General features: G+C 69.4%; 30 protein-coding genes and 1 pseudogene. 14 read left to right on the forward strand and 17 right to left on the reverse strand.

The annotated features are described in order from the left end of the window. Window positions 1-15 precede the first annotated feature (15 nt). The 4 genes from AB0I53_RS06610 to dut all read right to left on the reverse strand — a co-directional run bounded on the left by AB0I53_RS06610 (window position 16) and on the right by dut (window position 2,512). The gene (locus AB0I53_RS06610) at window positions 16-756 is read right to left on the reverse strand and encodes a DUF3159 domain-containing protein (protein WP_358597504.1); all 741 of its coding nucleotides are present in this window, start codon (window positions 754-756) and stop codon (window positions 16-18) included. Further along, window positions 753-1,130: an OB-fold nucleic acid binding domain-containing protein gene (locus tag AB0I53_RS06615; protein ID WP_358597507.1), complete on the reverse strand. Its 378-nt coding sequence runs from the start codon at window positions 1,128-1,130 to the stop codon at window positions 753-755. Before AB0I53_RS06615 ends, AB0I53_RS06610 begins: the two co-directional genes overlap by 4 nt. A 268-nt stretch (window positions 1,131-1,398) precedes the next feature. Then, window positions 1,399-2,016, reverse strand: coding sequence for a DUF3710 domain-containing protein (locus AB0I53_RS06620; RefSeq protein ID WP_358597510.1), 618 nt, complete (start codon window positions 2,014-2,016; stop codon window positions 1,399-1,401). A gap of 4 nt (window positions 2,017-2,020) precedes the next feature. After that, the gene (gene dut / locus AB0I53_RS06625; protein WP_358597512.1) at window positions 2,021-2,512 is read right to left on the reverse strand and encodes a dUTP diphosphatase; all 492 of its coding nucleotides are present in this window, start codon (window positions 2,510-2,512) and stop codon (window positions 2,021-2,023) included. 24 nt (window positions 2,513-2,536) lie between these two features. On the opposite strand from dut, the gene AB0I53_RS06630 reads away from it, so the two are divergent. Continuing rightward, complete coding sequence (locus tag AB0I53_RS06630) at window positions 2,537-3,043, forward strand: DUF3093 domain-containing protein (RefSeq protein WP_358597515.1); 507 nt, start codon at window positions 2,537-2,539, stop codon at window positions 3,041-3,043. 286 nt (window positions 3,044-3,329) lie between these two features. Here the strand turns inward: AB0I53_RS06630 and AB0I53_RS06635 are convergent, their stop codons facing one another. Then, entirely contained in the window at window positions 3,330-3,629 is a 300-nt protein-coding gene (locus AB0I53_RS06635; protein WP_093265014.1) for a DUF4193 domain-containing protein, read from the reverse strand. A gap of 479 nt (window positions 3,630-4,108) precedes the next feature. Here AB0I53_RS06635 and cei point away from each other — a divergent pair, with 479 nt between their 5' ends. Further along, on the forward strand, window positions 4,109-4,801 hold the full coding sequence (cei, locus tag AB0I53_RS06640) for an envelope integrity protein Cei (protein ID WP_358597517.1): 693 nt from the start codon (window positions 4,109-4,111) through the stop codon (window positions 4,799-4,801). 66 nt (window positions 4,802-4,867) lie between these two features. Here cei and AB0I53_RS06645 read toward each other — a convergent pair whose 3' ends face one another. Continuing rightward, window positions 4,868-5,659 (reverse strand): inositol monophosphatase family protein, encoded by a 792-nt coding sequence (locus tag AB0I53_RS06645; RefSeq protein ID WP_358597520.1) that lies wholly within the window; start codon window positions 5,657-5,659, stop codon window positions 4,868-4,870. Between the two features lie 103 nt (window positions 5,660-5,762). Between AB0I53_RS06645 and ppgK the strand changes: the two genes are divergently transcribed. The 4 genes from ppgK (at window position 5,763) to AB0I53_RS06665 (ending at window position 9,343) form a co-directional block, all read left to right on the forward strand. Next, window positions 5,763-6,536, forward strand: coding sequence for a polyphosphate--glucose phosphotransferase (gene ppgK, locus AB0I53_RS06650; protein WP_358597522.1), 774 nt, complete (start codon window positions 5,763-5,765; stop codon window positions 6,534-6,536). Between the two features lie 225 nt (window positions 6,537-6,761). Beyond that, window positions 6,762-8,171 carry an RNA polymerase sigma factor gene (locus AB0I53_RS06655; RefSeq protein WP_358597781.1) on the forward strand — a complete coding sequence of 470 codons (1,410 nt, stop codon included), beginning with the start codon at window positions 6,762-6,764 and terminating at the stop codon, window positions 8,169-8,171. Between the two features lie 175 nt (window positions 8,172-8,346). Next, window positions 8,347-8,643 (forward strand): hypothetical protein, encoded by a 297-nt coding sequence (locus tag AB0I53_RS06660; protein WP_358597525.1) that lies wholly within the window; start codon window positions 8,347-8,349, stop codon window positions 8,641-8,643. Window positions 8,644-9,157: 514 nt separating this feature from the next. Further along, a complete protein-coding gene (locus AB0I53_RS06665; RefSeq protein WP_168587342.1) occupies window positions 9,158-9,343 on the forward strand; it encodes a hypothetical protein in 186 nt (61 codons plus the stop codon). 82 nt (window positions 9,344-9,425) lie between these two features. On the opposite strand, the gene AB0I53_RS06670 is transcribed toward AB0I53_RS06665, so the two are convergent. Both AB0I53_RS06670 and AB0I53_RS06675 read right to left on the reverse strand, forming a co-directional pair. Beyond that, a complete protein-coding gene (locus tag AB0I53_RS06670) occupies window positions 9,426-10,637 on the reverse strand; it encodes a cysteine desulfurase-like protein (RefSeq protein ID WP_358597528.1) in 1,212 nt (403 codons plus the stop codon). Between the two features lie 65 nt (window positions 10,638-10,702). Next, the gene (locus AB0I53_RS06675) at window positions 10,703-12,436 is read right to left on the reverse strand and encodes a DEAD/DEAH box helicase (RefSeq protein WP_358597784.1); all 1,734 of its coding nucleotides are present in this window, start codon (window positions 12,434-12,436) and stop codon (window positions 10,703-10,705) included. Between the two features lie 375 nt (window positions 12,437-12,811). Here AB0I53_RS06675 and AB0I53_RS06680 point away from each other — a divergent pair, with 375 nt between their 5' ends. Then, window positions 12,812-13,840, forward strand: coding sequence for a YihY/virulence factor BrkB family protein (locus AB0I53_RS06680; protein WP_358597531.1), 1,029 nt, complete (start codon window positions 12,812-12,814; stop codon window positions 13,838-13,840). A gap of 24 nt (window positions 13,841-13,864) precedes the next feature. Here AB0I53_RS06680 and AB0I53_RS06685 read toward each other — a convergent pair whose 3' ends face one another. Together AB0I53_RS06685 and AB0I53_RS06690 are read right to left on the reverse strand one after the other, a co-directional pair. After that, the gene (locus AB0I53_RS06685; protein WP_358597534.1) at window positions 13,865-14,113 is read right to left on the reverse strand and encodes a DUF3039 domain-containing protein; all 249 of its coding nucleotides are present in this window, start codon (window positions 14,111-14,113) and stop codon (window positions 13,865-13,867) included. Window positions 14,114-14,171: 58 nt separating this feature from the next. Next, the gene (locus AB0I53_RS06690) at window positions 14,172-14,519 is read right to left on the reverse strand and encodes a DUF3099 domain-containing protein (RefSeq protein ID WP_358597537.1); all 348 of its coding nucleotides are present in this window, start codon (window positions 14,517-14,519) and stop codon (window positions 14,172-14,174) included. Between the two features lie 157 nt (window positions 14,520-14,676). On the opposite strand from AB0I53_RS06690, the gene AB0I53_RS06695 reads away from it, so the two are divergent. The 3 genes from AB0I53_RS06695 to AB0I53_RS06705 are packed head-to-tail and all read left to right on the forward strand — an operon-like array spanning window position 14,677 to window position 15,951. Beyond that, a complete protein-coding gene (locus AB0I53_RS06695) occupies window positions 14,677-15,351 on the forward strand; it encodes a lysophospholipid acyltransferase family protein (protein ID WP_358597540.1) in 675 nt (224 codons plus the stop codon). A gap of 45 nt (window positions 15,352-15,396) precedes the next feature. Continuing rightward, window positions 15,397-15,582 (forward strand): hypothetical protein, encoded by a 186-nt coding sequence (locus AB0I53_RS06700; protein ID WP_358597543.1) that lies wholly within the window; start codon window positions 15,397-15,399, stop codon window positions 15,580-15,582. A gap of 24 nt (window positions 15,583-15,606) precedes the next feature. Next, window positions 15,607-15,951 (forward strand): hypothetical protein, encoded by a 345-nt coding sequence (locus tag AB0I53_RS06705; RefSeq protein WP_358597546.1) that lies wholly within the window; start codon window positions 15,607-15,609, stop codon window positions 15,949-15,951. 115 nt (window positions 15,952-16,066) lie between these two features. Here AB0I53_RS06705 and AB0I53_RS06710 read toward each other — a convergent pair whose 3' ends face one another. From AB0I53_RS06710 to AB0I53_RS06720, 3 genes are all read right to left on the reverse strand, one after another. Then, the gene (locus AB0I53_RS06710) at window positions 16,067-16,609 is read right to left on the reverse strand and encodes an RNA 2'-phosphotransferase (protein WP_358597549.1); all 543 of its coding nucleotides are present in this window, start codon (window positions 16,607-16,609) and stop codon (window positions 16,067-16,069) included. Between the two features lie 62 nt (window positions 16,610-16,671). Continuing rightward, a complete protein-coding gene (locus tag AB0I53_RS06715; RefSeq protein WP_358597552.1) occupies window positions 16,672-17,253 on the reverse strand; it encodes an HhH-GPD-type base excision DNA repair protein in 582 nt (193 codons plus the stop codon). Window positions 17,254-17,365: 112 nt separating this feature from the next. Next, entirely contained in the window at window positions 17,366-17,935 is a 570-nt protein-coding gene (locus AB0I53_RS06720) for a helix-turn-helix domain-containing protein (protein WP_358597555.1), read from the reverse strand. A gap of 99 nt (window positions 17,936-18,034) precedes the next feature. Here AB0I53_RS06720 and AB0I53_RS06725 point away from each other — a divergent pair, with 99 nt between their 5' ends. Further along, the gene (locus AB0I53_RS06725) at window positions 18,035-18,535 is read left to right on the forward strand and encodes a nuclear transport factor 2 family protein (RefSeq protein ID WP_358597558.1); all 501 of its coding nucleotides are present in this window, start codon (window positions 18,035-18,037) and stop codon (window positions 18,533-18,535) included. A 70-nt stretch (window positions 18,536-18,605) separates the two neighbouring features. Here AB0I53_RS06725 and AB0I53_RS06730 read toward each other — a convergent pair. From AB0I53_RS06730 to AB0I53_RS06740, 3 genes and pseudogenes are all read right to left on the reverse strand, one after another. Further along, window positions 18,606-18,710 (reverse strand): annotated as a pseudogene (locus tag AB0I53_RS06730) (Fe-S cluster assembly protein HesB); the annotation flags it as partial. Window positions 18,711-18,757: 47 nt separating this feature from the next. Continuing rightward, window positions 18,758-19,639: an NAD(P)-binding domain-containing protein gene (locus tag AB0I53_RS06735; protein WP_358597561.1), complete on the reverse strand. Its 882-nt coding sequence runs from the start codon at window positions 19,637-19,639 to the stop codon at window positions 18,758-18,760. Window positions 19,640-19,912: 273 nt separating this feature from the next. Beyond that, the gene (locus tag AB0I53_RS06740; RefSeq protein ID WP_358597564.1) at window positions 19,913-20,506 is read right to left on the reverse strand and encodes a hypothetical protein; all 594 of its coding nucleotides are present in this window, start codon (window positions 20,504-20,506) and stop codon (window positions 19,913-19,915) included. Window positions 20,507-20,613: 107 nt separating this feature from the next. Between AB0I53_RS06740 and AB0I53_RS06745 the strand changes: the two genes are divergently transcribed. The 3 genes from AB0I53_RS06745 (at window position 20,614) to AB0I53_RS06755 (ending at window position 23,810) form a co-directional block, all read left to right on the forward strand. Further along, window positions 20,614-22,128 carry a class I SAM-dependent methyltransferase gene (locus AB0I53_RS06745; RefSeq protein WP_358597567.1) on the forward strand — a complete coding sequence of 505 codons (1,515 nt, stop codon included), beginning with the start codon at window positions 20,614-20,616 and terminating at the stop codon, window positions 22,126-22,128. Then, window positions 22,125-22,550, forward strand: coding sequence for a D-aminoacyl-tRNA deacylase (gene dtd, locus AB0I53_RS06750; RefSeq protein WP_358597570.1), 426 nt, complete (start codon window positions 22,125-22,127; stop codon window positions 22,548-22,550). The genes AB0I53_RS06745 and dtd overlap by 4 nt, the downstream gene beginning before the upstream one ends. Before the next feature lie 288 nt (window positions 22,551-22,838). Further along, entirely contained in the window at window positions 22,839-23,810 is a 972-nt protein-coding gene (locus tag AB0I53_RS06755; RefSeq protein ID WP_093265043.1) for a sigma-70 family RNA polymerase sigma factor, read from the forward strand. 645 nt (window positions 23,811-24,455) lie between these two features. On the opposite strand, the gene AB0I53_RS06760 is transcribed toward AB0I53_RS06755, so the two are convergent. Further along, window positions 24,456-25,178, reverse strand: a complete 723-nt coding sequence (locus AB0I53_RS06760) for a tyrosine-protein phosphatase (protein ID WP_358597573.1) — start codon at window positions 25,176-25,178, stop codon at window positions 24,456-24,458. Window positions 25,179-25,281 lie beyond the last annotated feature (103 nt).

The following is a 25,281-nucleotide window of genomic DNA, read 5'->3' on the forward strand; positions in this document are numbered from 1 at the left end:
ATCGAACCGGGCTGGTCAGCCCAGGGAAGGCTTGGAGTCGACGGCTCCGGGCTCCGGCGCGGCTTCGGCCTTCTCCTGCTCGGCCACCTTCGCCGCGCGGCGGATCGCCCACACCGTGACGACCAGCGCCAGGCCGGTCAGCGGGTAGCCCATCGCGATCCGGGCGAACGCCAGCCAGCCGGTCTGGTCGGAGTCGTACAGCCACTGCTGCACCACGTACTTCGCCGCGAACACCACGGTCCAGGCCAGCGTCGCCAGGTCGTAGCCGCGCAGCGCCCGGCGCTGCTTGCGCCAGGAGAAGCCCAGCCCGTTCAGGGCCGACCAGGCCACGCCCACCAGCGGCCAGCGGGCCAGCACCGACACCAGGAACACGCCGCCGTAGATCAGGCTCGTCCAGATGCCCAGCAGGAAGAAGCCCTTGGCGTCGCCCGAGCGGTAGGCGATGAACGAGCACACCGCCACGCCGAGCACGCCGGAGATCGCGGGCTGCAGCGGCTCCTTGCGCACCAGCCGGAAGATCGCGATCGCCACCGCGACGCCGATCGCCGACCAGATCGCCGGCATCAGCGAGGTGAAGGAGCTGACCAGCACGAAGACCACGATCGGAACCGCGGAATAGGCCAGCCCGCTGACGCCGCCCATCTGTTCGAGCAGCGTCTTCTCGGGATCGCCGGACCGCTGCGCGGTCTGGTTCGGCTGGTTGTCGGCCGCGTCCTGGGCGGGCAGCCCGGCGGCGGATGCGTCGCGTTCGCTCATGCGGTGTTCTGCAACTCGTAGTAGGGGTTGTAAAGCACCTTGCGGCCGTCGCGGACCGCGATCCGGCCCCGGGCCTTGATGATGCGTCCGGGTTCGATGCCGGTGATCCGGCGGCGCCCGAGCCAGACCAGGGTCACGTCCTCGGTGCCGTCGTACAGCTCGGCCTCCAGCGTCGGTGCCGACGCCTTCGGGCACAGGCCCACGCTGCGCACCCGACCGAGCACCACGGCCTCCTGCCCACACTGGCAGTCGCTGGCCCGCTGAGCTCCGCCCGCTTGGGACCGCTCCGAGAGGTCATCGGCGTCCAACTCGGCGACGTCGCTGGTCAAGCGGCGTACGAGGCGACGCCAGTAGCCGCCGTCGGTCTTGCTCATCTAGCGCTCCCGTGCGCTTCCGGGGCTCGACTCGAAGCCCGTGCACCCCCAGCGTAGCGGCCCAGAACGGCGTAGTCGCGGGCCCGGCGGGATAACGAGCTTGACCCGCACGATCGGCTAAACCTTGATCAACACGGCCACGCAGGGTGTTCGGCTTCGCACTGGTTCGATCCGGTGAAAAGCGAAAAATTCCCGCACGACTAGTTCTGCGAGCACGGCTCGGGCGCCGTCCCGGCCGGAACGGCGCCCGAGGTCGGCTTTCCTAGCCCTACTGGCCGTTGTTCTGGGCCTGCTGGATGTGGCGCAGGATCGCTTCCGGCAGCTGGATCGGCAACGGCGTCCGCACCGGCATCGGCTCGTCGCCGCGGACCACGATGGTCTCGTCGAGGACCGCGTACAGCAGCTTCGCGCACTCCTCGGCGTGCTCCCCCGGCCCGGCCGCGACACCGCGCAGCAGCCAGCGCGGACCATCCACCCCGACGAACCGCAGCGCCGCGTTCTGCGAGTCGGCCACCAGCTCCGGGCCCCAGTCGCCCTCCTCGGCATACACCCGGGCGCCGTCCTTGCGCAGCTGCTCGGCGAGCTCCGCGCTCACCTCGGCCCACAGCCCGCTGCTTCGCGGCGCCGCGAACGCGCTGACGGTCAGCCAGCCGACCGGCGTGACCAAGTGCACGGCGCGGACCGGCCCGGCCGGGTCGACCTCCACCTGCAGCTGGCCGCCTTCGGGCACCGGCACCCGCACCGAACCGAGGTCGAGCCGCTCGACCTCGTCGTCGGGCGCCTCGCTCGCGTCGAACGGGCCGCCCTCCTCAAGGTCCTGCTCCTCGGCGTTCAGCGCCTCGTCCGCCGCGTCACCGGCACGTTTGCCCCGTCCCCATCCGAACATCCCCTCAGCCCTCCGTCCTGTGACCGGCCTCGGTTCCCGAGACCGCCAGCACCTCGTGCCCGCCGGTGGACCCGTAGCCCCCGGCACCCCGCTGCGACGCAGGCAGCTCGTCGACCTCCTGGAACACCGCGTGCTCGACCTTCTGCACGACGAGCTGAGCGATCCGGTCGCCACGCCGCAACGACAGCGGTACCGCACGATCATGATTGATCAGGCAGACCTTGATCTCACCGCGGTACCCGGAATCGACAGTGCCGGGCGCGTTGACCACGCTCAACCCCGCCCTGGCCGCCAGGCCCGAGCGCGGGTGCACGAAGCCCGCGTAGCCCTCCGGCAGGGCCACCGCGATCCCGGTGCCCACCACGACGCGTTCGCCGGGTTCGAGCACCACGTCGCCGGTCGTCACCAGGTCCGCGCCGGCGTCGCCTGGTTTCGCGTACGCCGGCAGCGGCACATCGGGGTCAAGTCGGGTCAGCAGGACCTTCACGTTCGACACGGGCGGCGAGACTACCCTGAAGACGTGTCGGAAAGCGTAGAAGCGGCCAGCATCGCCGGGGACGTCCCCGGTCAGGCGAATTCGAAGGGGCGTCCGGTGTTCCGCGAGCGCTTGTACACGTCCTGGTGGACGTGGCCGTGGCCGGTGATCGGCGCCGTGCTGCTCGCCGCCGAGGTGCACATGGGATATCCGGGAGTGCGCGCGTGGCTGCCCTACGTCGTGCTGGTCCCGGTGGCGATCGCGATCCCGCTCTTGATGGGTCGCACCAAGATCGAGGTCGTCGACGGCGAGCTCTGGGTGGGCGACGCGCACCTGCCGCTGCGGTTCGTCGACGAGGCGGAGCTCATCACCCCCGCCGAGCAGCGCCGGGCGCTCGGCCCGGACCTGGACCCGGCGGCGTTCATGGTGCACCGCTCGTCGATCCGCACCTCGGTGCGGATCTGGCTGAACGATCCGGACGATCCCACGCCGTACTGGGTGGTCAGCACCCGCCGCCCCGAACAACTCATCGCCGCCCTGAAGAAGTCCTGAGCGCGTAGTAGTACGACGGAGCGGCTCTCGAGAGCGAGCCTGTCCGTTCAGAGGGTTCTTTGAAACGCCTCGCAATCGGCACCGCCGCGGGTTCTCAGAGGTCTTCTCGCGAGGACAGCCCCGTGCTCATGCATAAGCCGGGGATCCCGCAGCGAGAAGACCTCTGAGGCTCCGCCATCCGCACCGCCACGCAAAACGAACCTGGCAACACCGTTAAACAACTGGGCACACGCCGTCAGCGTGTGCCCAGCCACTTCCCGGTCTCGTCGACTCCTGGCCGCCTGGATCAGGCGGCGCAGTCGCGGCAGACGAACTGGCCGTTGCGGGTTTCGGCCAGCCGGCTGCGGTGGTGGACGAGGAAGCAGCTCGAGCAGGTGAACTCGTCAGCCTGCTTCGGGAGCACCTTGACGGTCATCTCCTCGCCGGACAGATCCGCGCCCGGCAGTTCGAAGTTCTCCGCGATCGCCCCTTCGTCCTCGTCGACGACGCCGGATTGCGCATCGTTGCGTCGCGCCTTCAGCTCCTCCAACGAGTCCTCCGCCAAGTCTTCGGACTCGCGGCGCGGAGCGTCGTAGTCGGTCGCCATCGTGATTCACCCCTGCGTTAGTGGAGACTGCAATGGTGTGCCGCTGGTAAACGTTCCAGGACCACGATTTGTGCCCGTTGGCGCAGTGATCGTGGTCTCGCCCTGCAACGCGTTCAGTTCCCCCGTAATGAGCGACTCGCCTCATCCGGCACTCCGTGAGGCGCCGAGAGGGTAGCTCATGCCGAGTTCGCACACGCATCAGGTCACCCATAGGTGTGGTGTTCGCTGCATCCGCCGACCACCGAAGATCAATCCCCGGATGCCGCCCGGTCGCCTTCTTCGGTTGCCCGGCATCCTGCCCCGTGAAGCGGTGCCCAGGCAGTTCGCCGATCGGCATCGATTCAGCGGCACGTCGCGGACGGCTCCGACATGATGGCGACGTCCAGCGCCGCACGACGTCGGATGTGCGCCTAGGCTGATCTAGTGAAGACGGGCGCACGCTGGTCGAAGCATCCAGGGAGGGGCAGGACGTGTCAGCCGTGAGTGCAAGGTCGGGTCGACGAGCCCGGTACCGGCGGCGTCGGCCAGTGCCCGCCCTGGTGGTGCTGGTCGGTCTCGTGCTGCTGTCGGGACTGCTGTGGACCCGGGTCTTCGATTCCGTGAAGGACATCGAGGCCGCGACGACCTGCAACCCGCCCAGCATGCCGACGGCCGCGCCGCAGGGCGGCACCGCGCCCGACCCGGTTCCGCTGGGATCGATGCTGCCGCGCGACGCGCTGGACTCGACCAACCCGATCCCGCAGCAGGACGTGCAGGTGCGGGTGCTCAACGGCAACGGCGAGGCCCGCCAGGCGTCGCTGGTCAGCGACGAGCTCGCCAGCCTCGGCTTCGCCAAGGGCGGCGCGGACAACGACCCGGTCTACGTCAACTACGACCTGAAGTGCCACGGCCAGATCCGCTTCGGCGGCGCCGGGGTGAGCGCGGCGCGGACGCTGAGCCTGATCGCGCCGTGCGCCCAGCTGGTGCGCGACGAACGCCAGGACGCCAGCGTCGACTTCGCGCTGGGATCGGACTTCGACGACATCAAGACCACGTCGGAGGCCAAGCAGGTGCTCCAGGAGCTGGAGAACTGGGTGCCCCAGCGGGACCACCAGGACAGCTCCCACCAAGAGGTGACACCGCCGCAGATCAGCAACGACCTCCTCAGCAAGGCCCGCGAAGTGCACTGCTGACGCCGGCTGGAGGGCGCCTGCGACCGACGTGGCCGCAGGCGCCTTCCGCTCGTCGTGGGGCCGCGATCAGACGCGACCGGCGTCCGCGCGGAGCAGCGCTTCGGTCAGCTCATCGGCGATGCCCGGCGCGGCGCAGACGATCATCCCGTCGCCCAGCCCGTCCGTCGAGCCCGGCTGGGGCAGCCGCAGCTCGGCACCGGCCTCGGCGGCGACCAGCGCGCCCGCCGCCCAGTCCCACCGGTTGAGACCGACCTCGAACATGCCGTCCAGCCAGCCCGCACCGACCGCGCACAGGTCCAGCGACGCCACCCCGGCCCGCCGGATGTCGCGCACCTGGCCCAGCAGCCGGCCGAGCACCTCGGCCTGCGCCGTGCGGCGCTCCACCGCGTAGGCGAATCCCGTGCCGATCAGCGACAGGTCGAGCCGGTCGGCGGCCGAGACCCGCAGCCGGCGGCCGTCCAGGAAGGCCCCGTGCCCGGCCGCGACGCTCCACACCCGGCCGGACACCGGCTCCACCACCGCGCCGGCCACCGAAACGCCGTCGAGCTGCGCGGCCAGCGAAACCGAGTACCAGGGGAAGCCGTACAGGTAGTTGACCGTGCCGTCGATCGGGTCCACGACCCAGCGCAGCCCGTCCAGCGCTCCTTCGCCGCCCTCCTCCTCCCCCAGCACCGACTCGCCGGGGCGCAACTCCGCCAGCCGCTCCCGCACGAGCCGTTCCACCGCGCGATCACCTGCCGTGACGACATCGGTCTCGGTACTCTTCGTGTCTACCGCACCATCGGTGACCGACTCGTCACGCACCGTGCGCGCCAGTTCCGCGGCCTCGCGGGCGATCCGCACCGCTACCTGGCACAAAGCTTTTGCGTCTACTTCTGCTGCCAATCCCACGTACACATCGCAACACAACCCGGTTAAGGTCTGCACACCTTCATCTGAATCGAATAGGAAGGATTCAGCCATGGCGACTGCCCGCGGTTTCGGCGTGGATATCGGCGGGTCCGGCATCAAGGGATGTCCGGTCGACATCGACGGTGGCGTGCTGGCCGAGGAACGGATGCGGATCCCCACCCCGCAGCCCTCGACGCCGTCCGCCGTGGCGGACGCCGTGGCGGAGATCGTCGAGAAGTTCTCCTGGACCGGCCCGGTCGGCATCACCCTGCCCTGCGTGATCAAGGACGGCACCGCGCTCACCGCGGCCAACGTCGACAAGGGCTGGATCGGTACCGACGCCCAGGAGCTGTTCGCCGAGCGGCTCGGCCGCACCCGGGACGACGTGCTGGTGCTCAACGACGCCGACGCCGCCGGCATCGCCGAGATGCGCACCGGGGCCGGCGCCGGGCACCGCGGCCTGGTGGTGGTGCTGACCTTCGGCACCGGCATCGGCAGCGCGATGTTCATCGACGGCGAACTGGTGCCCAACACCGAGTTCGGGCACATCGAGGTGGACGGCCACGACGCGGAGAAGCAGGCCGCAGCCTCCGTGAAGGACGACCTGGAGCTGACCTACGAGGAGTGGGCGCCGCGGGTCAGCAACTACATCCAGGCGCTGGAGAAGTTCCTCTGGCCCGACCTGATCATCGCCGGCGGCGGGGTCAGCAAGAAGGGGCACAAGTGGATTCCGCGGCTGGAGTCCCGCACGCCGGTGGTGGCCGCGGCGCTCCGCAACGACGCGGGCATCGTCGGGGCCGCGACGGCGGCCGCGACGGCGGCCGCGACCAGGCACAACGCCTGATCTACCGACCTCGTAGCACACGACGGGACGCGCGGACTCCGCCTTGCAGCGGAACCACACCCCCGCATCGCGGCTACAATGGAACACGGCCCACTTGATTCGAAGTCCTCGTCGAGGAAAACACCGAGGCAGGCACCGGGTGATTCCTCATCGGCCGCAGGGCTGAATCCAGTGGGTTTGTTCCCCGACCTTCGGCGGCCGAGGTTTCGCGCCCTCCGGCCTGCCCTGATCGACCGTCGCGAAAGGGCGTACGTGGCAGCCGCAGAAACCGCAACCCGACGCTCCGCTGCAACAACCGGCGGTGCCCAGTCCCAGTCGGGCCAGTCCCAGGCCACCCCAGCTTCGGAGGCGGCTGCTTCGTCTGACACCGAGCAGACGAAGTCCACCGCCGCGCGCAAGAGCTCGACTGAGGCGAAGCCGACGGCCCGCAAGACCACCGCCGCGAAGTCGGCGGGGGCCAAGAAGGGCGCCAAGGCCCCGGCGAAGAAGTCGACGAAGTCGGCCTCCGCCAAGGGCAGCGGCGAGGGCATGGAGATCGACGAACCGATCGAGACCGACCTGACGTCCCCGGACGTCGGCGACCTTGCCGACGTCGAGGTGGAAATCCCGGAAGAGCCCGTTCCGGAGGAGGAGACCAAGGAGTCCGGCGACTTCGTCTGGGACGAAGAGGAATCCGAGGCACTCCGGCAGGCTCGCAAGGACGCCGAGCTGACGGCTTCCGCCGACTCGGTCCGCGCCTACCTGAAGCAGATCGGCAAGGTCGCTCTGCTCAACGCCGAGGAAGAGGTGGAGCTGGCCAAGCGCATCGAGGCCGGGCTCTACGGCGCGGAGCGGCTGCGGCAGGTCGAGGAGGCCGGCGAGCAGCTGACCACCCAGATGCGCCGCGACCTGCGCTGGATCGTGCGCGACGGCGAGCGGGCGAAGAACCACCTGCTGGAGGCGAACCTCCGCCTGGTCGTCAGCCTGGCCAAGCGCTACACCGGCCGCGGCATGGCGTTCCTGGACCTCATCCAGGAAGGCAACCTGGGCCTGATCCGCGCGGTGGAGAAGTTCGACTACACCAAGGGTTACAAGTTCTCCACCTACGCGACCTGGTGGATCCGGCAGGCCATCACCCGCGCCATGGCCGACCAGGCCCGCACCATCCGCATCCCGGTGCACATGGTCGAGGTGATCAACAAGCTCGGCCGCATCCAGCGCGAGCTGCTGCAGGACCTGGGCCGCGAGCCCACGCCCGAAGAGCTCGCCAAGGAAATGGACATCACCCCGGAGAAGGTGCTGGAGATCCAGCAGTACGCCCGGGAACCCATCTCCCTGGACCAGACGATCGGCGACGAGGGCGACAGCCAGCTCGGCGACTTCATCGAGGACTCCGAGGCGGTCGTCGCGGTCGACGCGGTGTCCTTCACGCTGCTGCAGGACCAGCTGCAGTCGGTGCTGGCGACGCTGTCCGAGCGGGAGGCCGGCGTGGTCCGGCTGCGGTTCGGGCTCACCGACGGCCAGCCGCGGACACTGGACGAGATCGGCCAGGTCTACGGGGTGACCCGGGAGCGGATCCGGCAGATCGAGTCCAAGACGATGTCGAAGCTGCGCCACCCGTCCCGGTCCCAGGTGCTTCGCGACTACCTGGACTGAGCTTCATCCCGGCCGATGCCGCCGACCTGCGATCTCGCGGGTCGGCGGCATCTGTCTTCCCGGATTCCGATTCCCCGGCACATCGCCGGGACGTTCGGCCCGCGCAGATCCGGACGCGCGAGCCCATCCTGGGAAACCGGACCTCGAGAGGCAGCCGCACTAGGGGGTGCGCATCATGTCCGTTCGGTTCGTCATCCTCGCGCTCATCGCATTCGCCGGGCTGGCCGTGCTGCTGGGAGTCGGCGCCTCGCTCCCCGCAGCGGCGCCCACCGCCGCGGAACCACCGGTTTCGCCTCCCGTGCTGACCGACCACGTGAAGCCGGTCGAGCTCCGCTCTGCCCCGTCGGGCGCCACCGGCACCCCGGGGACCTCCGGCAGCGCCGGAATCGGCACCTGGGGCTCGAACACCGGAACCACCGGCACGCCAGGAGGGGCGACGACCATCACCCTCGACCGGCCTGGGAGCCGCTAGATCACCTCGGACCGCCCGTGCCGGCCGACCACGAGGCGCAGGCCTAGCACGCCGCTTGAGCGCACCGCCGTGCGGGACACCTGAACTGACGCGGGAAACGCCGAGAAGGGCCGCCGAAGGCCGGTTTCACGGCGAAAACCGTCCGCCTGGTGGGATTTCCTGTTCGCTTCCAGCGGAACCGGCGGCCCCGCAACGGCGCCCGGTCTGTGATCTGAAACACCGAATGTCCGATTGTCGATCGACGCCGTTTCCGCATCGTCCGCTTCGCCACGGCCCATTTCCCCATGTCACAAGGCTTTTCGCGGTGTTGATCACGCTCCGCGAGCAGCGCTGCTGCAACCGGGTGCTTCATGGTGACGACCGTCGCCACCCGGCGCGGGAACACTGACTGCGGCCCAAGCGTCTGGAAGAGTGGAGACAACGAGCACCGCTCCCGCAGCCAGTGGGCCAACGGTGGTCGTAGCAGGATCGAGGGCGTCGGGTGATTCCGACGCCGGGACGGAGGGAGATCACGATGCCGGGAACGCTCACCCGCCCCGAGCTGACCGCCGCCGACCGCTGCGACCGCTGCGGGGCCGCTGCGAAGCTTCGCGCCGTATTGCCATCCGGTAGCGAGCTTCTGTTCTGCGGGCACCACGCCCGCGCGTACGAGGCCGGGCTGCGCGAAGTGCAGGCCGACCTCCAACAGGACGAGCAGTAATCACCCGTCAGACCGACAGACCGTGCCCCCCGCAGGAACCTGCGGGGGGCATGGTCGTTTTCTGGCTGGAAGCGTTTCCCGCTCAGCCGCTGATCTCGGCCAGGGCGTCGAGCAGCCGCCGCACCTCCGCCTGGCTCGTGTAGTGCGAGAGGCTGGCCCGCACGCCGCCCTTCGGGCCGATGCCGAGGGCGTGCACCGCCTCCCAGGCGTAGGAATGGCCGTGCGAGACGTTCAGACCGCGCTCAGACAGCTGCTCTGCGACATCCGAGGGTTCCCTACCCGGAAGCCCGAAGAACGCCGTAGGAGTGCATGAGCCCTGCGGAGCGCCGTAGCGCACTACGCCGTCCAGTGCCGCAAGCCCGTCGAACAGCTCCCTGGCCAGTTCGTCCTCGTGGGCCTGCACGGACCGGCGGGAGATCGCCAGCCGCTCGGCCCGGCTGCCGTCGGCATCGGTGTCCAGGCCGGCCAGGTGCTCCACCGCGGCCACCACACCGGCCATCGCGGCGAACGGGTTGGTGCCGAGCTCGAACCGCTCCGGCGAGGTGTCCGGCGACGGCGCGAGCTTGTCCGGGTGCAGGTTCTCCAGCGACCACGGGTCGGCGGCCACCACCGCGGCCAGGTGCGGGCCGGCCCACTTGTAGGCGCTGGTCGCGTAGAGGTCCGCGCCCAGCTCGGCCAGCCGCACGTGGGCGTGCGGGCAGTGCTGCACGCCGTCGACGTAGGACACGGCGCCGACCTGCCGGGCCCGGTCGGTGATCGCCCGCAGGTCGGGCATGATGCCCAGCACGTTGGAGGCCGCCGTGACGGCGACCAGCTTGGTGCGCTCGCCGATGAGGCTGGTGACGTTGTCGACCGGCAGCTCGCCCGTCGCCGGGTCGAGCTCCGCCATCCGCACGGCAGCGCCCGCCCGCTGCGCGTGCTGCACCCAGGGCCGCACGTTGGCGTCGTGGTCGAGCTGGGTCACCACGATCTCGTCGCCGGGCCGCCAGCCCGCAGCGAACACGTCGGCGAATCGGTAGGTGAGGGCGGTCATGCTCGGGCCGAACGCCACGCAACCGGGATCCGGGGCGCCAACCAGGTCGGCGACGGCCGCCCGCGCCTCGGCGACGATCCCGGCGGAGCGGCGGCTGGATTCGTACGGGCCGCCCACATTGGACGTGCCCACCCGGTAGGCGTCGCTGACCGCGTCGATCACCGACTGCGGGACCTGGGTGCCCGCCGCACCGTCCAACCACGCACGACCGTCCGCCAGCGCCGGGTACTGCGCCCGGATCTTCTCCACGTCGAAAGCCATGCCCCGACCCTATGAGACCCGGATCGGCGACCAAACCGATCGCGCTGCGCCGTTCGGGGCCGATATCACCAGGAGCGCAGGGTGGCGATGCGTTCCTCGAGCTGTTCCACGGTGGCCATCGCGGTGGGCGGCCCGCCGCAGGACTTCTGCAGCTCGTTGTAGATCTTGCCGTGCGGCTTCCGGGTGCGGTGGTGGTGCAGCGACACGAGCGTGTTCAGCTCCTTGCGGAGCTTCTGCAACCGCTCCTGCACGGTCTGCGGCCGCGCGCGCTGCTCCGCCTGCTCGGTGGCCTTCGCCGCCTTCGCGACCGCCTCGCGCTTGCCCACGTCCTCCAGCTGCTGCTCCTGGCGCTGCCGCAGCAGCGCCCGCACCTGATCCGGTTCCAGCAGGCCGGGCAGGCCGAGGTAGTCCTGCTCCTCCTCGGAGGTGCTGAACGCGGCCGTGCCGAACGACGAGCCGTCGTAGATCACCTGGTCCAGCTCGGCCTCGGCACCCAGCGAGGTGAACGCCTTCTCCTCCTCGCCGGGCTCGTCGCGCTGGCTGTTGGCCGCAGCCAGCAGCTCGTCGTCCCAGCCGTCCTTCTCCCGGTGCGGCTTGCCGAGCACGTGGTCCCGCTGCGCTTCCAGCTGGCTGGCCAGCTCCAGCAGCACCGGGACGCTCGGCAGGAAGATGCTCGCCGTCTCGCCCGGCCGCCGGGACCGCACGAACCGGCCGATGGCCTGGGCGAAGTACAGCGGGGTCGAGGCGCTCGTGGCGTAGACGCCGACCGCCAGCCGCGGCACGTCGACGCCCTCGCTGACCATTCGGACCGCGACCATCCAGCGGTCCTCGGACTCGGCGAAATCGGCGATCCGGCCGGATGCCTGCGGATCGTCGGAGAGCACCACCACCGGATCGTGCCCGGTGAGCCGGTGCAGGGTTTTCGCGTAGGCCTTGGCCGTGACGTGGTCGGTGGCGATCACCAGGCCGCCGGCGTCCGGGAGGCCACCGTTGCGCAGCTGCGTCAACCGGGTGTCGGCGGCCTGCAGCACCGTCGGGATCCATTCCCCCGCCGGGTCGAGCGCGGTGCGCCAGGCACGCGCGGTCTGCTCCGCGGTCAGCGGCTCGCCGAGGCGGGCGCTGAACTCGTCGCCGGCGTTGGTCCGCCACCGGGCCTCTCCGGAGTACGCCAGGAACAGCACCGGCCGGACGACGCCGTCGTTGAGGGCGTCGGAGTAGCCGTACGAGTGGTCCGCCCGGCTGCGCAGCGAGCCGTCGGCGTCGGGTTCGTAGCCGATGAACGGGATCGGCGAGTCGTCGCTGCGGAACGGCGTTCCGGTCAGCGACAGGCGCCGCACGGCCGGTGTGAACGCCTCCCGGATCGCATCGCCCCAGGACTTCGCGTCGCCCGCGTGGTGCACCTCGTCGAGGATCACCAGCGTCTTGCGGCGCTCGGTGCGCACCCGGTGCAACGTCGGGTGCGCCGCGACCTGCGCGTAGGTGACCACGACGCCGCGGTAGTCGCTGGAGGTGATGCCGTCGCTGTTGCGGAAGTTGGAGTCCAGCGGGATGCCCGCGCCGCCGGCGGCCAGCGCCCACTGGTGCTTGAGGTGCTCGGTGGGCGCCACCACGGTCACAGACTCGACCGTGCGGTCGGCCAGCAGCTCCGCGGCGACCCGCAGGCCGAACGTCGTCTTGCCCGCGCCCGGCGTCGCCACCGCCAGGAAGTCCTGGGGCTTGCGCGACAGGTACTTGGTGAGCGCCCGCCGCTGCCAGGCACGCAGTGGTCGGGAAGGAGCCTGCGAGGGGTCGCTGAGCACGGATCGAACGGAATGGTCGAGTTGCGCTTCGGACACGCCGGCTCGCCGCTCCTTCCTCTTTCTCCCCTGCTGGATGGTGAGGGCGCGCCCTGCGCTGCCCTGCGACCGCCCGCATGCGCGTTCAGCGTCGATCGACTCGAAGCGGGCCGCCGTGCAGCCTACCTTTCGAGTCCGGCCGGCACCGGCACGCCCGGACGAGAGGTGCGCGACACTCCGTGTTCCCGGCGGTTTTGACGGGCCGACGCTCGCGGCGCCAACGGATGCAGCATCCTTATGGGTGCCATGGGTCAGCCGAGTCCACCAGACCGCCAGGGGCGCAGTGCGACCGTCGCACCACGGGAAGCTCCGGTGCGGCGCGGACCGCTGCGTCTTGTCATGCGCACGCTCGACAAGGCGTGGTGGGACAACATCTTCTCCGAATCGGCGGCCGCCGCGTTCTGGCAGACGTTGTCCATGCCGCCGCTGCTGCTCGGGCTGCTGGGCAGCCTCGGCTTCCTCGGCGACTGGTTCGGCCCCTCGGTCGTCGACGCCGTGCACGACAAGATCCTCGCCTTCTCCCGCACGGTGTTCACGGCGAACGTGGTGGACCAGATCATCGGCCCGACCGTCGCCGACATCCTGACCAAGGGGCGCAGCGAGATCGTCTCGGTCGGCTTCCTGATCTCGCTGTGGGCGGGTTCGTCGGCGCTGGCGTCGCTGGTCGACTCGATCACGCTCGCCTACGACCAGTACCTGGTGCGCAACAGCGTGTGGCAGCGGACCTTCGCGCTGCTGCTGTACCTGGTGTGCCTGATCCTCGCGGTGGTCGGGCTGCCGGTGGTCGCGCTGGGCCCGGACTGGCTGCCGACGATCTTCCCGCAGGACTTCCAGGACGACATCGCCTGGCTGATCCAGGCGTTCTACTACCCGGCGACCGGGATCGGCCTGGTGGTCGCGCTGGCGACGCTGTACAAGGTGGCGCTGCCCAGGAAGCTGCCGTGGCATCGCGGCCTGCCCGGGGCGCTGCTGGCGATGGCGATCTTCCTGTGCGCCAGCATCGGCCTGCGGCTCTACATCACGTGGGTGACCGGCACCGGCTACACCTACGGCGCGCTGGCGACCCCGATCGCGTTCCTGCTGTTCGCGTTCTTCATCGGGCTGGCGATCATCATGGGCGCGCAGTTCAACAACGCGATCCAGGAGATGTGGCCGGCGAAGATGACCCGCCGGGAGCGCCGGAGGTGGCGCCGTCTGGAGATGAAGCGCCTCGCGCAGCGGATGCACACCGAAGAGGGCTACCGCGCGTGGCGGAACGGCCAGGTCGAAGAGGGCGAGAAGCCGAGCCCGCCCGCGCAGCCGCCGCGCAACGGCGCACCGATGCCGAAGAAACCGATCGACAAGCAGGCCGAACCGCACGGCGGCTGAGCGCCGCCGCGCGGATCCGGAAGGTCAGTCCTTGCCGCCCGAGGGCAGGGACTCGAAGATCTCCTTGCAGTCCGGGCAGACCGGCGAGCCCGGCTTCGCCGACTTGGTGACGGGGAAGACCTCGCCGCACAGCGCGACTACGAACGTGCCCATGACCGCGCTCTCCGCGATCTTGTCCTTCTGCACGTAGTGGAACATCTCCGGACGGTCGTCACTGGTCTGATCAGTGGTCTCGGTCCGGGTATCGGTCTCCGGCATCGTCATCGTGCTCATGCCCCCAATGATGCCGCACGGCATCGACGCATGTCCGCATCCGCCCGGGTGTTTGCTGTCAGGCGCCGTCGATGACCTGATGGCTGCGGGATTCGATCGAGTGCGGCGAACGGCGGAATCGGTTCACGTGCTCGCTCTTCTTCGCCGGCCGGTCGTTGGCGATGAGCACCGCCATCCACGGCAGCGGGATGGAAATCGCCAAGATGATCAGTGACAACCACCACAGATGCCACACCTGGAACACCACTGCGGCCATGACCAGACATGGAATCCGGCTGGCCATCATGATCGCGTACCTGCGGCGACGCTTCGCCTGCTGATCGTCGTAGGACGGCTGTGCCTCGGTGATCAGCACCGGGGTGTCGTCACGATGTGAGCTGTTCACGACGCTACCTCCGAGTCCCATGCTGCCACCCGATCGCCTCCCCCGATAGCCCGGGCTCGCCGACCCCGCAACCCCGGGCGCCGGGCCGACCAGCCGGACCCAGAGGTTGACCGGCAGGACGCAACGCCGAAACCTCGCCGGGTTAGATTCGATCGGGATCAACGGCACGGGAGGGCGAATGCTGTACTCGGTGAGCAAGCGGGTCGTGGGCGCGGTGGCGCGGACGATCTACCGACCGACCGTGATCGACGCCGACAAGGTGCCGACGACCGGCCCGGTGATCCTTGCCCCGAACCACCTCGCCGTGCTCGACAGCTTCATCGTGCCGCTGGTGCTGCCGCGGCCGGTGGCGTTCCTGGCCAAGGCCGAGTACTTCAACGGCGCCGGCACGAAGGGCGCGCTGACCAAGTGGCTGTTCAGTTCGCTCGGCGCGATCCCGGTGGAGCGCGGGCGCGGGCGCGCCGCGAAGGAGGCCCTGGACACCGCCGAGCAGGTGCTGCGCGACGGCGGCGCGTTCGGCATCCACCCGGAAGGCACCCGCTCGCCCGACGGGCGGCTGTACCGGGGGCGGACCGGCGTGGCCCGGCTGGCGCTGGCCACCGGCGCGCCGGTGGTGCCGGTCGGGTTGACCGGCACGGACAAACTCCAGCCGCGCGGCAAGAAGATCCCCCGGCCGCACCCGGTGACGGTCCGCTTCGGCGACCCGCTGGATTTCTCCCGCTACGCCGGGATGGAGTCGTCGCTGCCGGTGCTGCGCTCGATCACCGACGAGATCATGTACGCGATCGCCGAGCTGTCCATGCAGGAGTACGTCGACCGCTACCAGAGCCCCGGCGCCGCCGCGGCGGCCTGATCCGCGGGCGCGTGAGCTCATCCGGTCGCGGGTTGGCCGGTCGCGGTGGGCGCTGATCCGGAAGTGGTCGGCGAGTCGGAGGTCGTCGGCGAACCGGTCCTCGCCTCCGCCGGTGCCGAGCTGGTCGGCGGGGGACTCGTCGGTGCCGTGCTCGCCGTGACGGGCGGACTGGACGGTTCGTCGGGCGTGGAGCTCGCCGGCGGATCCGGAATGCCGTGGCACTGCTCGTAGGTCAGCCCGGCGCACGGGGCTGAATTGGTCGGCGGCGTCGGCGGCTCAACGCGCGTTGCCGTCAATTGGTCGTCGATCCACGGATCGGAAGAGCGCGCGTTGCCGTTCCCGTCGACCGAGCCGCACGCCTTGTTCGTGATGGCGTTCGGGTTGTTCGGGTCGTCGAAGCGCGGCGCGGCGTCCGGCTCGCAGGTCAGAGCGACCACCTCCGGAGCGCGTGCGGCCACCGGCGCGACCAGCCGAGCCGACATCTTGCTCGGCAACGGCATCGACGACGGTGCGACGCGCGGCGGCAGAAAACGCGGCGGCGGAGCGCTGCACGCCCCCATCGCGAGCATCAGTCCCGACAATGCGGCGGCAACGGCGTAGCGAGTCATAGGCGGTCCCCCAGTGCGAAGGCCCGCGGGTTCGCAGGCCCTGCCTTGGCTTCCGCGTTGACATTGCCGGGCGTTATCCGGTTACCACCCGTAGTGCCGCCGCCGCGTCAGTCCGGATAGCGGATGAACTCGGGCATGACGTGATCCACCAGCCAAACGCCGTTCGCGCTGACCCGGAACTCGTGCCCGCTCGTGTGCATCCCCGCGGCGTCCACGGTCAGCACGACCGGTCTCCCCCGCCGCGCGCCGACGCGCTTCGCGGTCTCGCGATCGACCGACAGGTGGACGTGATGCCGGTTCATCGGCCGCAGCCCCTTGGCGCGGATGCCGCCCAGGTTGCGCTCGACCGTGCCGTGGAACAGCAACGCGGGCGGTTCCGTCACCGGCAGGTCGAGGTCGACCGGAACCGAATGGCCCTGGCTGGCCCTGATCCGATCGCCGTCGATCACGTACCGCTGCTTGTCGTTGTCCTCGACGACCTGCACCAGCTCCGCCCGCGAAATCGGAAACCCGTGCGAGCCGGCCGCCGCCAGCAACTCGTCGACCACCACCCAACCGTGCTCGTCCAGTTGGATACCGATCCGCTCGGGCCGGTGCCGCAGGTGCTTGGACAGGTACTTCGAGACCCGCACCAGCCTCCGCTCGTCCATCAACGCCTCCCCCGGCCGACACTAGCGCCGCTGGGCATCACGACGAGAGCGATTTTCGGCAGTCAGCCCTTGGCAGCCTTGGCCGCCGCCTTCTGCTCCTTCTTCCAGGCGCGCACCTCGGCGAGGGACTGATCGTCGACGACGTCGGCGATCGAGCGGCGGGCGTCCACGTCGCCGTAGGCACCCGCCGCCTCACGCCAACCGGTCGGCTCGACGCCACGCTGCTTGCCCAGCAGGGCGAGGAAGATCCGCGCCTTCTGGTCGCCGAACCCGGGCAGCGCCTTGAGCCGCTTCAGCACCTCCTTGCCGTCCGGGTCGCCGTCGGTCCAGATGCCGTCGGTGCGCCCGTCGTAGTGCTCGGCGATGTACTGGGCCAGCGCGTGCACCCGCCGCCCCATCGACCCGCCGTAGCGGTGGATCGCCGGCTTCTGCACGCACAGCTCGACGAAGTCGTCGAGATCGGTTTCCGCGATCTTGGCGAGGCTGAACCCGCCCATCCGGTCGGCGATCTTCTTCGGTCCCGCGAACGCGATCTCCATGCTGATCTGCTGATCCAGCAGCATGCCCGTGAGCAGGGCGAACGAGTCGTCGCTGAGCAGCTTGTCGGCGTCGGTGTCGCCGGTGAGGTGCAGCATGTTGGACATGCCACCATCCTGGCACGCAACCGAACCCACCGATGTCCGGTGCTGAGGGGCGTACATCCTGGGTTTCGGCCGAACCACCGTTGGCCGAGTGCGTTCGTTTCGATCCGGCCGGTCAGCCGTCGTCCACAGGCAGGCGACCGGACTGCGACAGTCCGGTGAGCACGACGTCGATGGCGCGTTCCAGAACGTCGGACCGAGGCCGCATCGTCGCTGACGCTTGAGCGAGCCCGCGGATGAGCAGGTAGACCTCCTCGATCGTGACCGAGGGCCGGACGGTTCCGGCGTCCTGCGCCCGACTGAGGATCTCGCTGACGGCGACCTTCAACCGGTTCGACGCGGCGCCGGCACTGTCCGGAACTCCCTCGCGGTCGGCCAGCACTGAGGTGAGCGTCAGTTTCGTGGCGCCGGTTTCGATCATCGCCCGCACGAGGCCGCGCCACGCTGTGGCCGGGTCCTCCCCGGCGGCAAGAGCGTAGGCCCGTTCGGTGAGCTGATCGAAATGCTGCAGCAGCGCTGCCTCGATCAGCTCCTCCTTGGTCGGGAAGTGGCGAAAGACCGTGGCGATGCCGACGCCGGCCCGCTGGGCCACCTCCTCGGTCGACCCGGCGGCCCCGCGTGAGCCAAAAACCTCCTCGGCCGCCGCCAGGATCCGTTCCCGGTTCTCCCGCGCGTCCTGCCGCATCCCGCCCCCCTTCAAGACTCGGTTCGGACCACTTTAACCGGAGTCCGGACTTCGATACGCTTCCGAAGTTCAGACTCCGATTAGCGCTTGGAGGGTGTAGTGCCGTCATCACCAGCCGATGCTGTCCGCACCGTCGCGACGGGAGTCAGCCGGCTGATCGCCGGCAATCTCACCGAGCAGGAGACACAGGGACAGCTCGACCACCTGGCCAGCTTGTACGCCGAACACACCGATGTCCGACACCCATTCGCGCCAACGGGCGACACACCACTGCGAACCCGTGCCGAACTACGCCAGCACTTCGCCGAAGGACCAGCCCGAACGCCAGGAGTCGACCGGTTCGAGCCCGTGGGCCACGTCCACGAAACCGCGGATCCCGAAGTGGTCATCTTCGAGTTCAGCTACGTCGGTTCGGCGAACGGCCGTTCGTTCACGGTGCCGTGCATCTTCGTGGCACGGGTACGTGACGGAGTCATCGTCGAATCACGCGACTACGCCGACCATGTGGGTATGGCCCGCGCCTTCGGTCGACTCCACAACCTGGCCACCGCACTGACTGCCGACTCCGGAGGAGACACCAGTTTCCGGACGCAGTCATGACGCGCACGCCGCTGCACGGGCGAGTCGAGATCGGCCAGGTGATCAGGCACCCAACTCACCTTCAAAGTGTCGCGACCTGCTGATCCAGCAGCATGCCCGTGAGCAGGGCGAACGAGTCGTCGCTGAGCAGCTCGTCGGCGTCGGTGTCGCCGGTGAGGTGCAGCATGTTGGACATGCGCCTCATTTTCACACGTCAGGCGCGCCGGTGGTCGCCGCGGCGACTCACTCGGAACCGGGCGCCCTGACCCCCGCGAACACCGCGTCGAAGGATTCGGCGCCGTGGCCGTCTGCGACCTGGCGGTCGACCAGGGCCTTGAGCGGACCGACCACGTCCAGCCCCACTCCGGCTTCGCGGCTCGCCCGGACGATGGCGTCGAGGGCGGCCTTGGTGAAGTCGAGGCTTTGCCCACCGGCGCGGTCACCGGCCTCGATGGCTTCCGCACTCAGCGGGATGACCCGCACCATCGCCGAGAGCCACTGCACCGCATGCCTTGCGAATTCGGTGGCCGAAACGCCTTCGGTGCGCACCATGGCCGCACCGTGGGAAAACCCGGCGAACATGGTGTACATCCCTGCCAGCAACGCGAAATCGTAGAGCGAGGCCATTCCCGCATCCGCACCGAAGTACTCGGCCGAACCCAGCAACTCCAACGTCGCCGCATTTTCGTCGAACACCTTTTTCGATCCGCTGTACAGCAGGAACGACTCCGGCCGCCCGATCATGGCCGGAATGGCCATGATGCCGCCGTCCAGGTATTCGATGCCGTGGCTCTCCGCCCAGGCGGCCAGTTCCCTCGCGTCGCTCGGCGCAGTGGAGGTCAGGTTGATGACCGTCCGCCCGGCCAGGTCGTCGACCACGGAATCGAGGACATCGTGCACCGATTCGTGGTCCAACAGGCAGGCGACGATCAGGCCATCCGCCCGGACCGCCTCGTCGACCGTCGCGGCGGAGGCGGCTCCGGCGGCGACGAGTTCGGCGTCCCTGCCGGGCGTGCGGTTCCACACCGTGGTCGGGTGGCCGCCGCGCAAGAACGCCGCTACCAAAGCTCGCCCCATGGCGCCGAGACCGAGGACCGTGATCGGAACCGGCGAGGACTTGGTCATCGTGAATCGCTCCTTTGATCTCACTTTCAGCAAGCCAGCAAATCGTCACCTCCGCGCGTCGGACCGACAAGTACCCACTATTTAGTGCGGTACGCACCAAAAAGTAAGCAGTAGCGAATAGCCGCAGCATCGAAGCGGCAATGGATGTCGTCAGCGGCAAATCGAAAGCATCCTGCGGGAGCTACACCGCCACGGCACTCGCCGATTCGGCGGCCTCCGAGAAAGGTGCTCATTCAAGCGAATGTGCAGCGGCCGAGCGAAGCTCGTTCCGATCTACGCGCTTGGCCCTTCGAGGCGCCGCGTTCGGAGCCAGTCGTCGATCAGCTCGACAACCCGATCTGGCGCGGCTCCTCCTTTGATCAGAGCGCTCATGCGCTGGGCCTCCGCTGTCGTAGGCAGGAAGCCGACCAGCAACGCCGGCAGCAGCAAGCGCCTGGCGAGCAGTTCCTTCGCCGAGGTCACCTGCGGCCTGCGGACGACCGAGACGTTCACGCGGACAGCGTGCTCGTTGAGCGGCGGCACACCTGGCCGATCGGTCTCGACCGCGGCGTACCGGAATCCGTGGGCGAGGTTGCAGGCAGCGCAGTCCGCCGGCCCGCGACTGAGCCGGTCTCCGCATTCATCGCAGGTGATCCGATCGAGCGCGGCGTCCACCACCCGCCAGTCATGCCGATCCGGCTCGGCCGCTACCAGCCCGGCGATCTCCGACTCCGGTTCCTCCGCCCACTCGGTGCGGAAGCGCCGCCACTCCTCTTCGACGACGTCATCCACCAGCGCCCGGCAGCGGCCGCAATCGGGTGCGCCGCTGTATTCGTAGCCGCCGCATTCCCCACACCGAACAAGGGCGGCACCGATCGCAGGTCTCATCCGTTCATGTTCGTGCAGGAGGAACTCGGGGCGCGATCGATTTTCCGGAGGTCCGCGGGCGGGTGCTCCCAGATGCACGAACGGGTGGCCGTGTGAGGATCGGGATCGTGATTCCAGACCTGTCCAATGACCGCATCGATCGACTTCGCGACGCCTTCCAGGCCGCCGGCTACCACGCCGACGGCGTCGTGGAGCTCCTCGGTCCCGAAGCGCACGCCGCGCTGGGCCGGGGCGAGCCCGTTCCGGCGCTGCGCGCCACCACCGACGCCGGCGCGCTCGGCACCCTGGTCCGGTTGTTCCTGCTCGGCCAGCCCGAGTCGCAGGCCGCCGTCGAAGCAGCGCTCGACCCGCTGCCGGCGGCCGAAGCAACGGCCGCCGGGCTGCTCGTCGGCGACGGCGACCGGCTGCGCGCCGGGCTCGACGTCCGCCCGCACGGCGTCGACGACGAATCGTGGTGGGTCGTCTCGGACCTGGATTCGGATCTGCGCGGCGGCCGCCCCGTGGAGGCCGACCACGTGCTCGGCGTGGGGCACGCGTCGCTGAGCTTGGTCCGGGCGACCTCGCGGCGGCCGGTGGGCTCGGTGCTCGACCTCGGCACCGGTTGCGGCGTGCAGGCCTTGCACGCGAGCACGCACGCGCAGCGGATCACCGCGACCGACGTGTCCAAGCGGGCGCTGGCGCTGGCCGAGGCGACGTTCCGGCTCAACCGCATCGACGTCGAGCTCGCCGAGGGCGAGTGGTTCGACCCGGTCCGGGGCCGCAAGTTCGACCAGGTCGTGTGCAACCCGCCGTTCGTGGTCGGCCCGCCGCGCACCGACTTCACCTACCGCGACTCGGGGCTGGCCGGCGACGACGCGAGCGCGCTGGTCGTGCGGCAGCTGTCCGGCTTCCTCGCTGAGGGCGGCACCGGGCAGCTCCTGGCCTCCTGGGTGCACAGGGACGGCGAGGACTGGCAGGACCGGGTATCCCGGTGGCTGCCGCCGGGTGCCGGGGTGGACGCCTGGTTCGTGCAGCGCGACGTCGCCGATCCCGCCCTGTACGTGGGCACTTGGCTGCGCGACGCCGGATACGACCTGCGGTCCCCGCAAGGCCTGCGGAAGGCGGCCGAGTGGCTGGACTGGTTCGAGGCCAACGACGTGATCGGGATCGGCTTCGGATTCGTCACGCTGCGCCGCACCGACGCGCGCGGCGAGGTCGTCTGCGAAGACCTCCGGCACGCCTTCGACGACCCGCTGGGCCCGGAATCGGACCAGTGGCTGCGCCGCGTCGACTGGCTGCGCGCCCACGACTCCGCCGCGGCATTGCTGGCGGCTCGCCTGGTCACCGCCGACAGCACCGTGCTGGAAGCGGTCTCGGAGCCCGGCGACGAAGGCTGGCAACCGCTCGTGCACCGGCTGCACCGCACCGACGGGCCGGGCTGGCAGCACGAGATCGACGAACTGGGCGTGCGGCTGCTCGCTGGGTGCCGAGGGGCGCTGCCACTCGGCGAGCTCCTCGAACTGCTCGCGATGGGATACGGCGAAGACTCCGAGGAACTGACCCGGGCCGCGATCCCGATGGTGCGCGAACTCGTCCGGCACGGAATGCTGCTCCCGGCGGAATGGACGGGCGGGGACCAATGAGAGCAATCGCCACCCGAGTCACTCGCGCCTCGGTAACTGTCGACGGCGTCGTGGTCGGCAAGATCGAAGAACCCGGGCTGTTAGTGCTATTGGGTGTGACGCATTCCGACGGGCCTCAAGAAGTCGCAAATATGGCACGCAAACTGCACGAGATTCGGGCGCTGCGAGACGAGGAGTCCTGCGCCACCACCGGGGCACCGCTGCTCGTCGTCAGCCAGTTCACGCTCTACGGGTCGACCAAGAAGGGACGCCGCCCGTCGTGGACCGAGGCGGCCCGGCCGGAACAGGCCGAACCGCTGGTAGACGGGGTTGTGGCGGCGCTGCGCGAGCGGGGCGCGCGGGTGGCCACCGGGGTGTTCGGCGCGATGATGGCGGTGGAGAGCGTGAACGACGGGCCATTCACGCTTTTGGTTGAGGTCTAAAGGTAACGAGAGCTCTCAGCAAATCCTCAGGCTTGGCGGCGCAACGGATGTGACCGCCATGACGTCTCCTCTTCGAGAACTTCGGGAACGAATTCGGCACGCCGGTCGTTTTCCAGGTAACGAAGCTTCGACGGCCATGCCGACAGGTCACCTACGCACCCATCGGTAGCGCCGGAGAAGACGTCGACGCGGAGCCCGTACAACCGAGCGTACGCGTCCTCCACACCGCGCAACGGCGCGCAGGTGTGATTTGCGCCCGCCAAGCCAGCCCGCCAGGGAGGGAGCTCAATGACCGTCCCGCAGACCACCAAGCCAGACGTCACCGCCGCCGAAGAGCTGGACACCCAGGGCCCATCGGCCGACCTGGTGCGCGTCTACCTCAACGGCATCGGGCGCACCGCGCTGCTCACCGCACAGGAAGAGGTCGACCTCGCCAAGCGGATCGAGGCCGGGGTTTTCGCCAAGCACCTGCTGGAGACCAGCAAGAACCTCTCCCCCGAGCGGCGCTCCGACCTCGGTGCCGTGGTCCGCGACGGCCGCCGGGCGAAGAACCACCTCATGGAGGCCAACCTCCGCCTGGTCGTCAGCCTGGCCAAGCGCTACACCGGCCGCGGCATGCCGCTGCTGGACCTCATCCAGGAAGGCAACCTGGGCCTGATCCGCGCGGTGGAGAAGTTCGACTACACCAAGGGCTTCAAGTTCTCCACCTACGCGACCTGGTGGATCCGGCAGGCCATCACCCGCGGCATGGCCGACCAGAGCCGCACCATCCGGCTGCCCGTCCACCTGGTCGAACAGGTCAACAAGCTGGCCCGGATCAAGCGCGACCTGCACCAGAAGCTCGGCCGCGAAGCCACCGACGAGGAGCTCTCCGAAGAGGCCGGCATCCCGGTGGAGAAGATCCTCGACCTGATGGACCACTCCCGCGACCCGGTCAGCCTGGACATGCCGGTCGGGGCCGAGGAGGACGCGCCGCTCGGCGACTTCATCGAGGACGCCGAATCGGCCGACGCCGAGAACGCGGTGATCTCCGGGTTCCTGCAGGACGACCTGCGCCGCGTGCTGGCCACGCTGGAGGAGCGCGAGCAGTCGGTGATCCGGATGCGCTACGGCCTCGACGACGGCCAGCCGCGCACCCTGGACCAGATCGGCAAGTCGTTCGGGCTCTCCCGCGAGCGGGTCCGGCAGATCGAGCGGGAAGTCATGGCCAAGCTCCGCCAGGGCGACCGCGCCGACCGCTTGCGCGCGTACGCAAGCTGACCGCGCGATTTTGGGGCGCCGTGTGTCCGCGGAAAGCGCGGACCACGGCGCGGCCAGAATGATTCTGCGGGGGCCGAGCCCCCGCAGACCCCCACGGTGCGGTGGTCGCTTTCGGGATCGCTCCTCACGTTCTTGAGCGTTCCCGGCCTGCTCACCGACCAGCCTCCGGTCCTTCGGAACCTTCAGCCGTTCGGACCTTCGGGAGTCCAAGACCTCAGGTCATTCGGGACGTTCAGTCGTTCAGACCTTCGGGGGGCCGAGACTTCCGGGGCTTTGTGGCTTCGGGGGCTTGGCGCTTGGGTTGTTGCTGGTTGGCGGGGTTTCTCGGCCGCTTGTTTTTTTGGTTCTGGGTGTTGGGTACACCCAGTTGGCTCTTTGAGCTTGTCGGGTTGGGGCGGGACCATCGTCCTTCTCCCCTTTTTTCCGCTTCGGTTTTTGGTCTTTGCGGCGGTTTCGCCGCTCACCACGGGAGGGCGGACTCGTCGTTCGGGCGGGTCCGGCCTCCCGACCTCTTTGCCCGCAAATCCAGCCACCAACAACTGCTGAACGGACGTTCGGCCTGGTCAGGGGCCGTGAGCGCTTTGGGTTGCTATGGCAGCACAAAACACGCACGAGTGCCGCGACCAGGCCGAACGTCCGGTTTCGCTACGGCAGGAACTTGGCTTGCCAGCGGTCCAGTTCTTCGTTCGTGGCTCCGTGGGCTCGGAGCCAGCCCCTGGCACCTTCCTCGTGGGCCTCGAAGGCGTTCAGGACGCTCTCGATCGCTTCCGTCGGCGTCGACAAGAGCTCGTGGACCATCTCCTCGTCCACGCCCGGCGGCAGGGCCGGGGCCACGTTCAGGCGCTGCAGGACGCGGAACATGTTCCGGTCCGTGCGCACGTAGTCCGCCACGATCGCGTCGCGGCGCACTCCCACCGCGCCCAGCAGCATCGCCGAGACCACTCCCGTGCGGTCCTTGCCCGCCGCGCAGTGGATCAGCGTCGGACCGTCCGCCTCCAAGACGATGCGGAACACCTCGACCAGCTTCTTCGGCGCGCCCTGGAGGATCGACTGGTACAGCGCCGTCAGCTCGTGGGCGGCCTCGTCGAGTTCGACATCCGCGTCCTGAGCCTCCTCCAGCAGCGGCACGTGGTGCACGGTGGCCACCGCCGCGAGCGGGTGTTCCTGGTCACGGGTCTCCACCGAATCCCGCAGATCCACCACGACCTTCGGCGGCCACGGCGACGCTCCCTCCGGCACCCGGTCACCACTGTGCGGAGCATCACTTCGGTACACCACGCCGGCCGTCGTCACCACGCCGTCACCGGCGGGCTGCCCGCCCAGGTCACGAAGATTGACCAGTGCATCGAGGGGATCTGTCGTCGGCAAGGCGACCTCCGTTGCTCCGGCCCCGCGTCCGGGGTGTGGCGAGATGTTCGGCCGCCAGCCTCGCAGGTGCTCCGCCGCGTCACCAGGGCGGGCGATCCGTCAC

Origin of the sequence: Saccharopolyspora sp. NPDC050389 (assembly GCF_040655595.1) — a bacterium.
In the GTDB taxonomy this organism is placed as follows: Bacteria; Actinomycetota; Actinomycetes; order Mycobacteriales; family Pseudonocardiaceae; genus Saccharopolyspora.

Excerpts from the sequence above, each read along its gene's own strand:
- AB0I53_RS06610 (WP_358597504.1), bottom strand. The coding sequence starts at position 756 with ATGAGCGAACGCGACGCATCCGCCGCCGGGCTGCCCGCCCAGGACGCG.
- AB0I53_RS06615 (WP_358597507.1), bottom strand. The coding sequence starts at position 1,130 with ATGAGCAAGACCGACGGCGGCTACTGGCGTCGCCTCGTACGCCGCTTG.
- AB0I53_RS06620 (WP_358597510.1), bottom strand. The coding sequence starts at position 2,016 with ATGTTCGGATGGGGACGGGGCAAACGTGCCGGTGACGCGGCGGACGAG.
- AB0I53_RS06635 (WP_093265014.1), bottom strand. The coding sequence starts at position 3,629 with ATGGCGACCGACTACGACGCTCCGCGCCGCGAGTCCGAAGACTTGGCG.
- ppgK (WP_358597522.1), top strand. The coding sequence starts at position 5,763 with ATGGCGACTGCCCGCGGTTTCGGCGTGGATATCGGCGGGTCCGGCATC.
- AB0I53_RS06660 (WP_358597525.1), top strand. The coding sequence starts at position 8,347 with ATGTCCGTTCGGTTCGTCATCCTCGCGCTCATCGCATTCGCCGGGCTG.
- AB0I53_RS06665 (WP_168587342.1), top strand. The coding sequence starts at position 9,158 with ATGCCGGGAACGCTCACCCGCCCCGAGCTGACCGCCGCCGACCGCTGC.
- AB0I53_RS06670 (WP_358597528.1), bottom strand. The coding sequence starts at position 10,637 with ATGGCTTTCGACGTGGAGAAGATCCGGGCGCAGTACCCGGCGCTGGCG.
- AB0I53_RS06680 (WP_358597531.1), top strand. The coding sequence starts at position 12,812 with ATGCGCACGCTCGACAAGGCGTGGTGGGACAACATCTTCTCCGAATCG.
- AB0I53_RS06685 (WP_358597534.1), bottom strand. The coding sequence starts at position 14,113 with ATGAGCACGATGACGATGCCGGAGACCGATACCCGGACCGAGACCACT.
- AB0I53_RS06690 (WP_358597537.1), bottom strand. The coding sequence starts at position 14,519 with ATGGGACTCGGAGGTAGCGTCGTGAACAGCTCACATCGTGACGACACC.
- AB0I53_RS06695 (WP_358597540.1), top strand. The coding sequence starts at position 14,677 with ATGCTGTACTCGGTGAGCAAGCGGGTCGTGGGCGCGGTGGCGCGGACG.
- AB0I53_RS06710 (WP_358597549.1), bottom strand. The coding sequence starts at position 16,609 with ATGGACGAGCGGAGGCTGGTGCGGGTCTCGAAGTACCTGTCCAAGCAC.
- AB0I53_RS06715 (WP_358597552.1), bottom strand. The coding sequence starts at position 17,253 with ATGTCCAACATGCTGCACCTCACCGGCGACACCGACGCCGACAAGCTG.
- AB0I53_RS06720 (WP_358597555.1), bottom strand. The coding sequence starts at position 17,935 with ATGCGGCAGGACGCGCGGGAGAACCGGGAACGGATCCTGGCGGCGGCC.
- AB0I53_RS06735 (WP_358597561.1), bottom strand. The coding sequence starts at position 19,639 with ATGACCAAGTCCTCGCCGGTTCCGATCACGGTCCTCGGTCTCGGCGCC.
- AB0I53_RS06740 (WP_358597564.1), bottom strand. The coding sequence starts at position 20,506 with ATGAGACCTGCGATCGGTGCCGCCCTTGTTCGGTGTGGGGAATGCGGC.
- dtd (WP_358597570.1), top strand. The coding sequence starts at position 22,125 with ATGAGAGCAATCGCCACCCGAGTCACTCGCGCCTCGGTAACTGTCGAC.
- AB0I53_RS06755 (WP_093265043.1), top strand. The coding sequence starts at position 22,839 with ATGACCGTCCCGCAGACCACCAAGCCAGACGTCACCGCCGCCGAAGAG.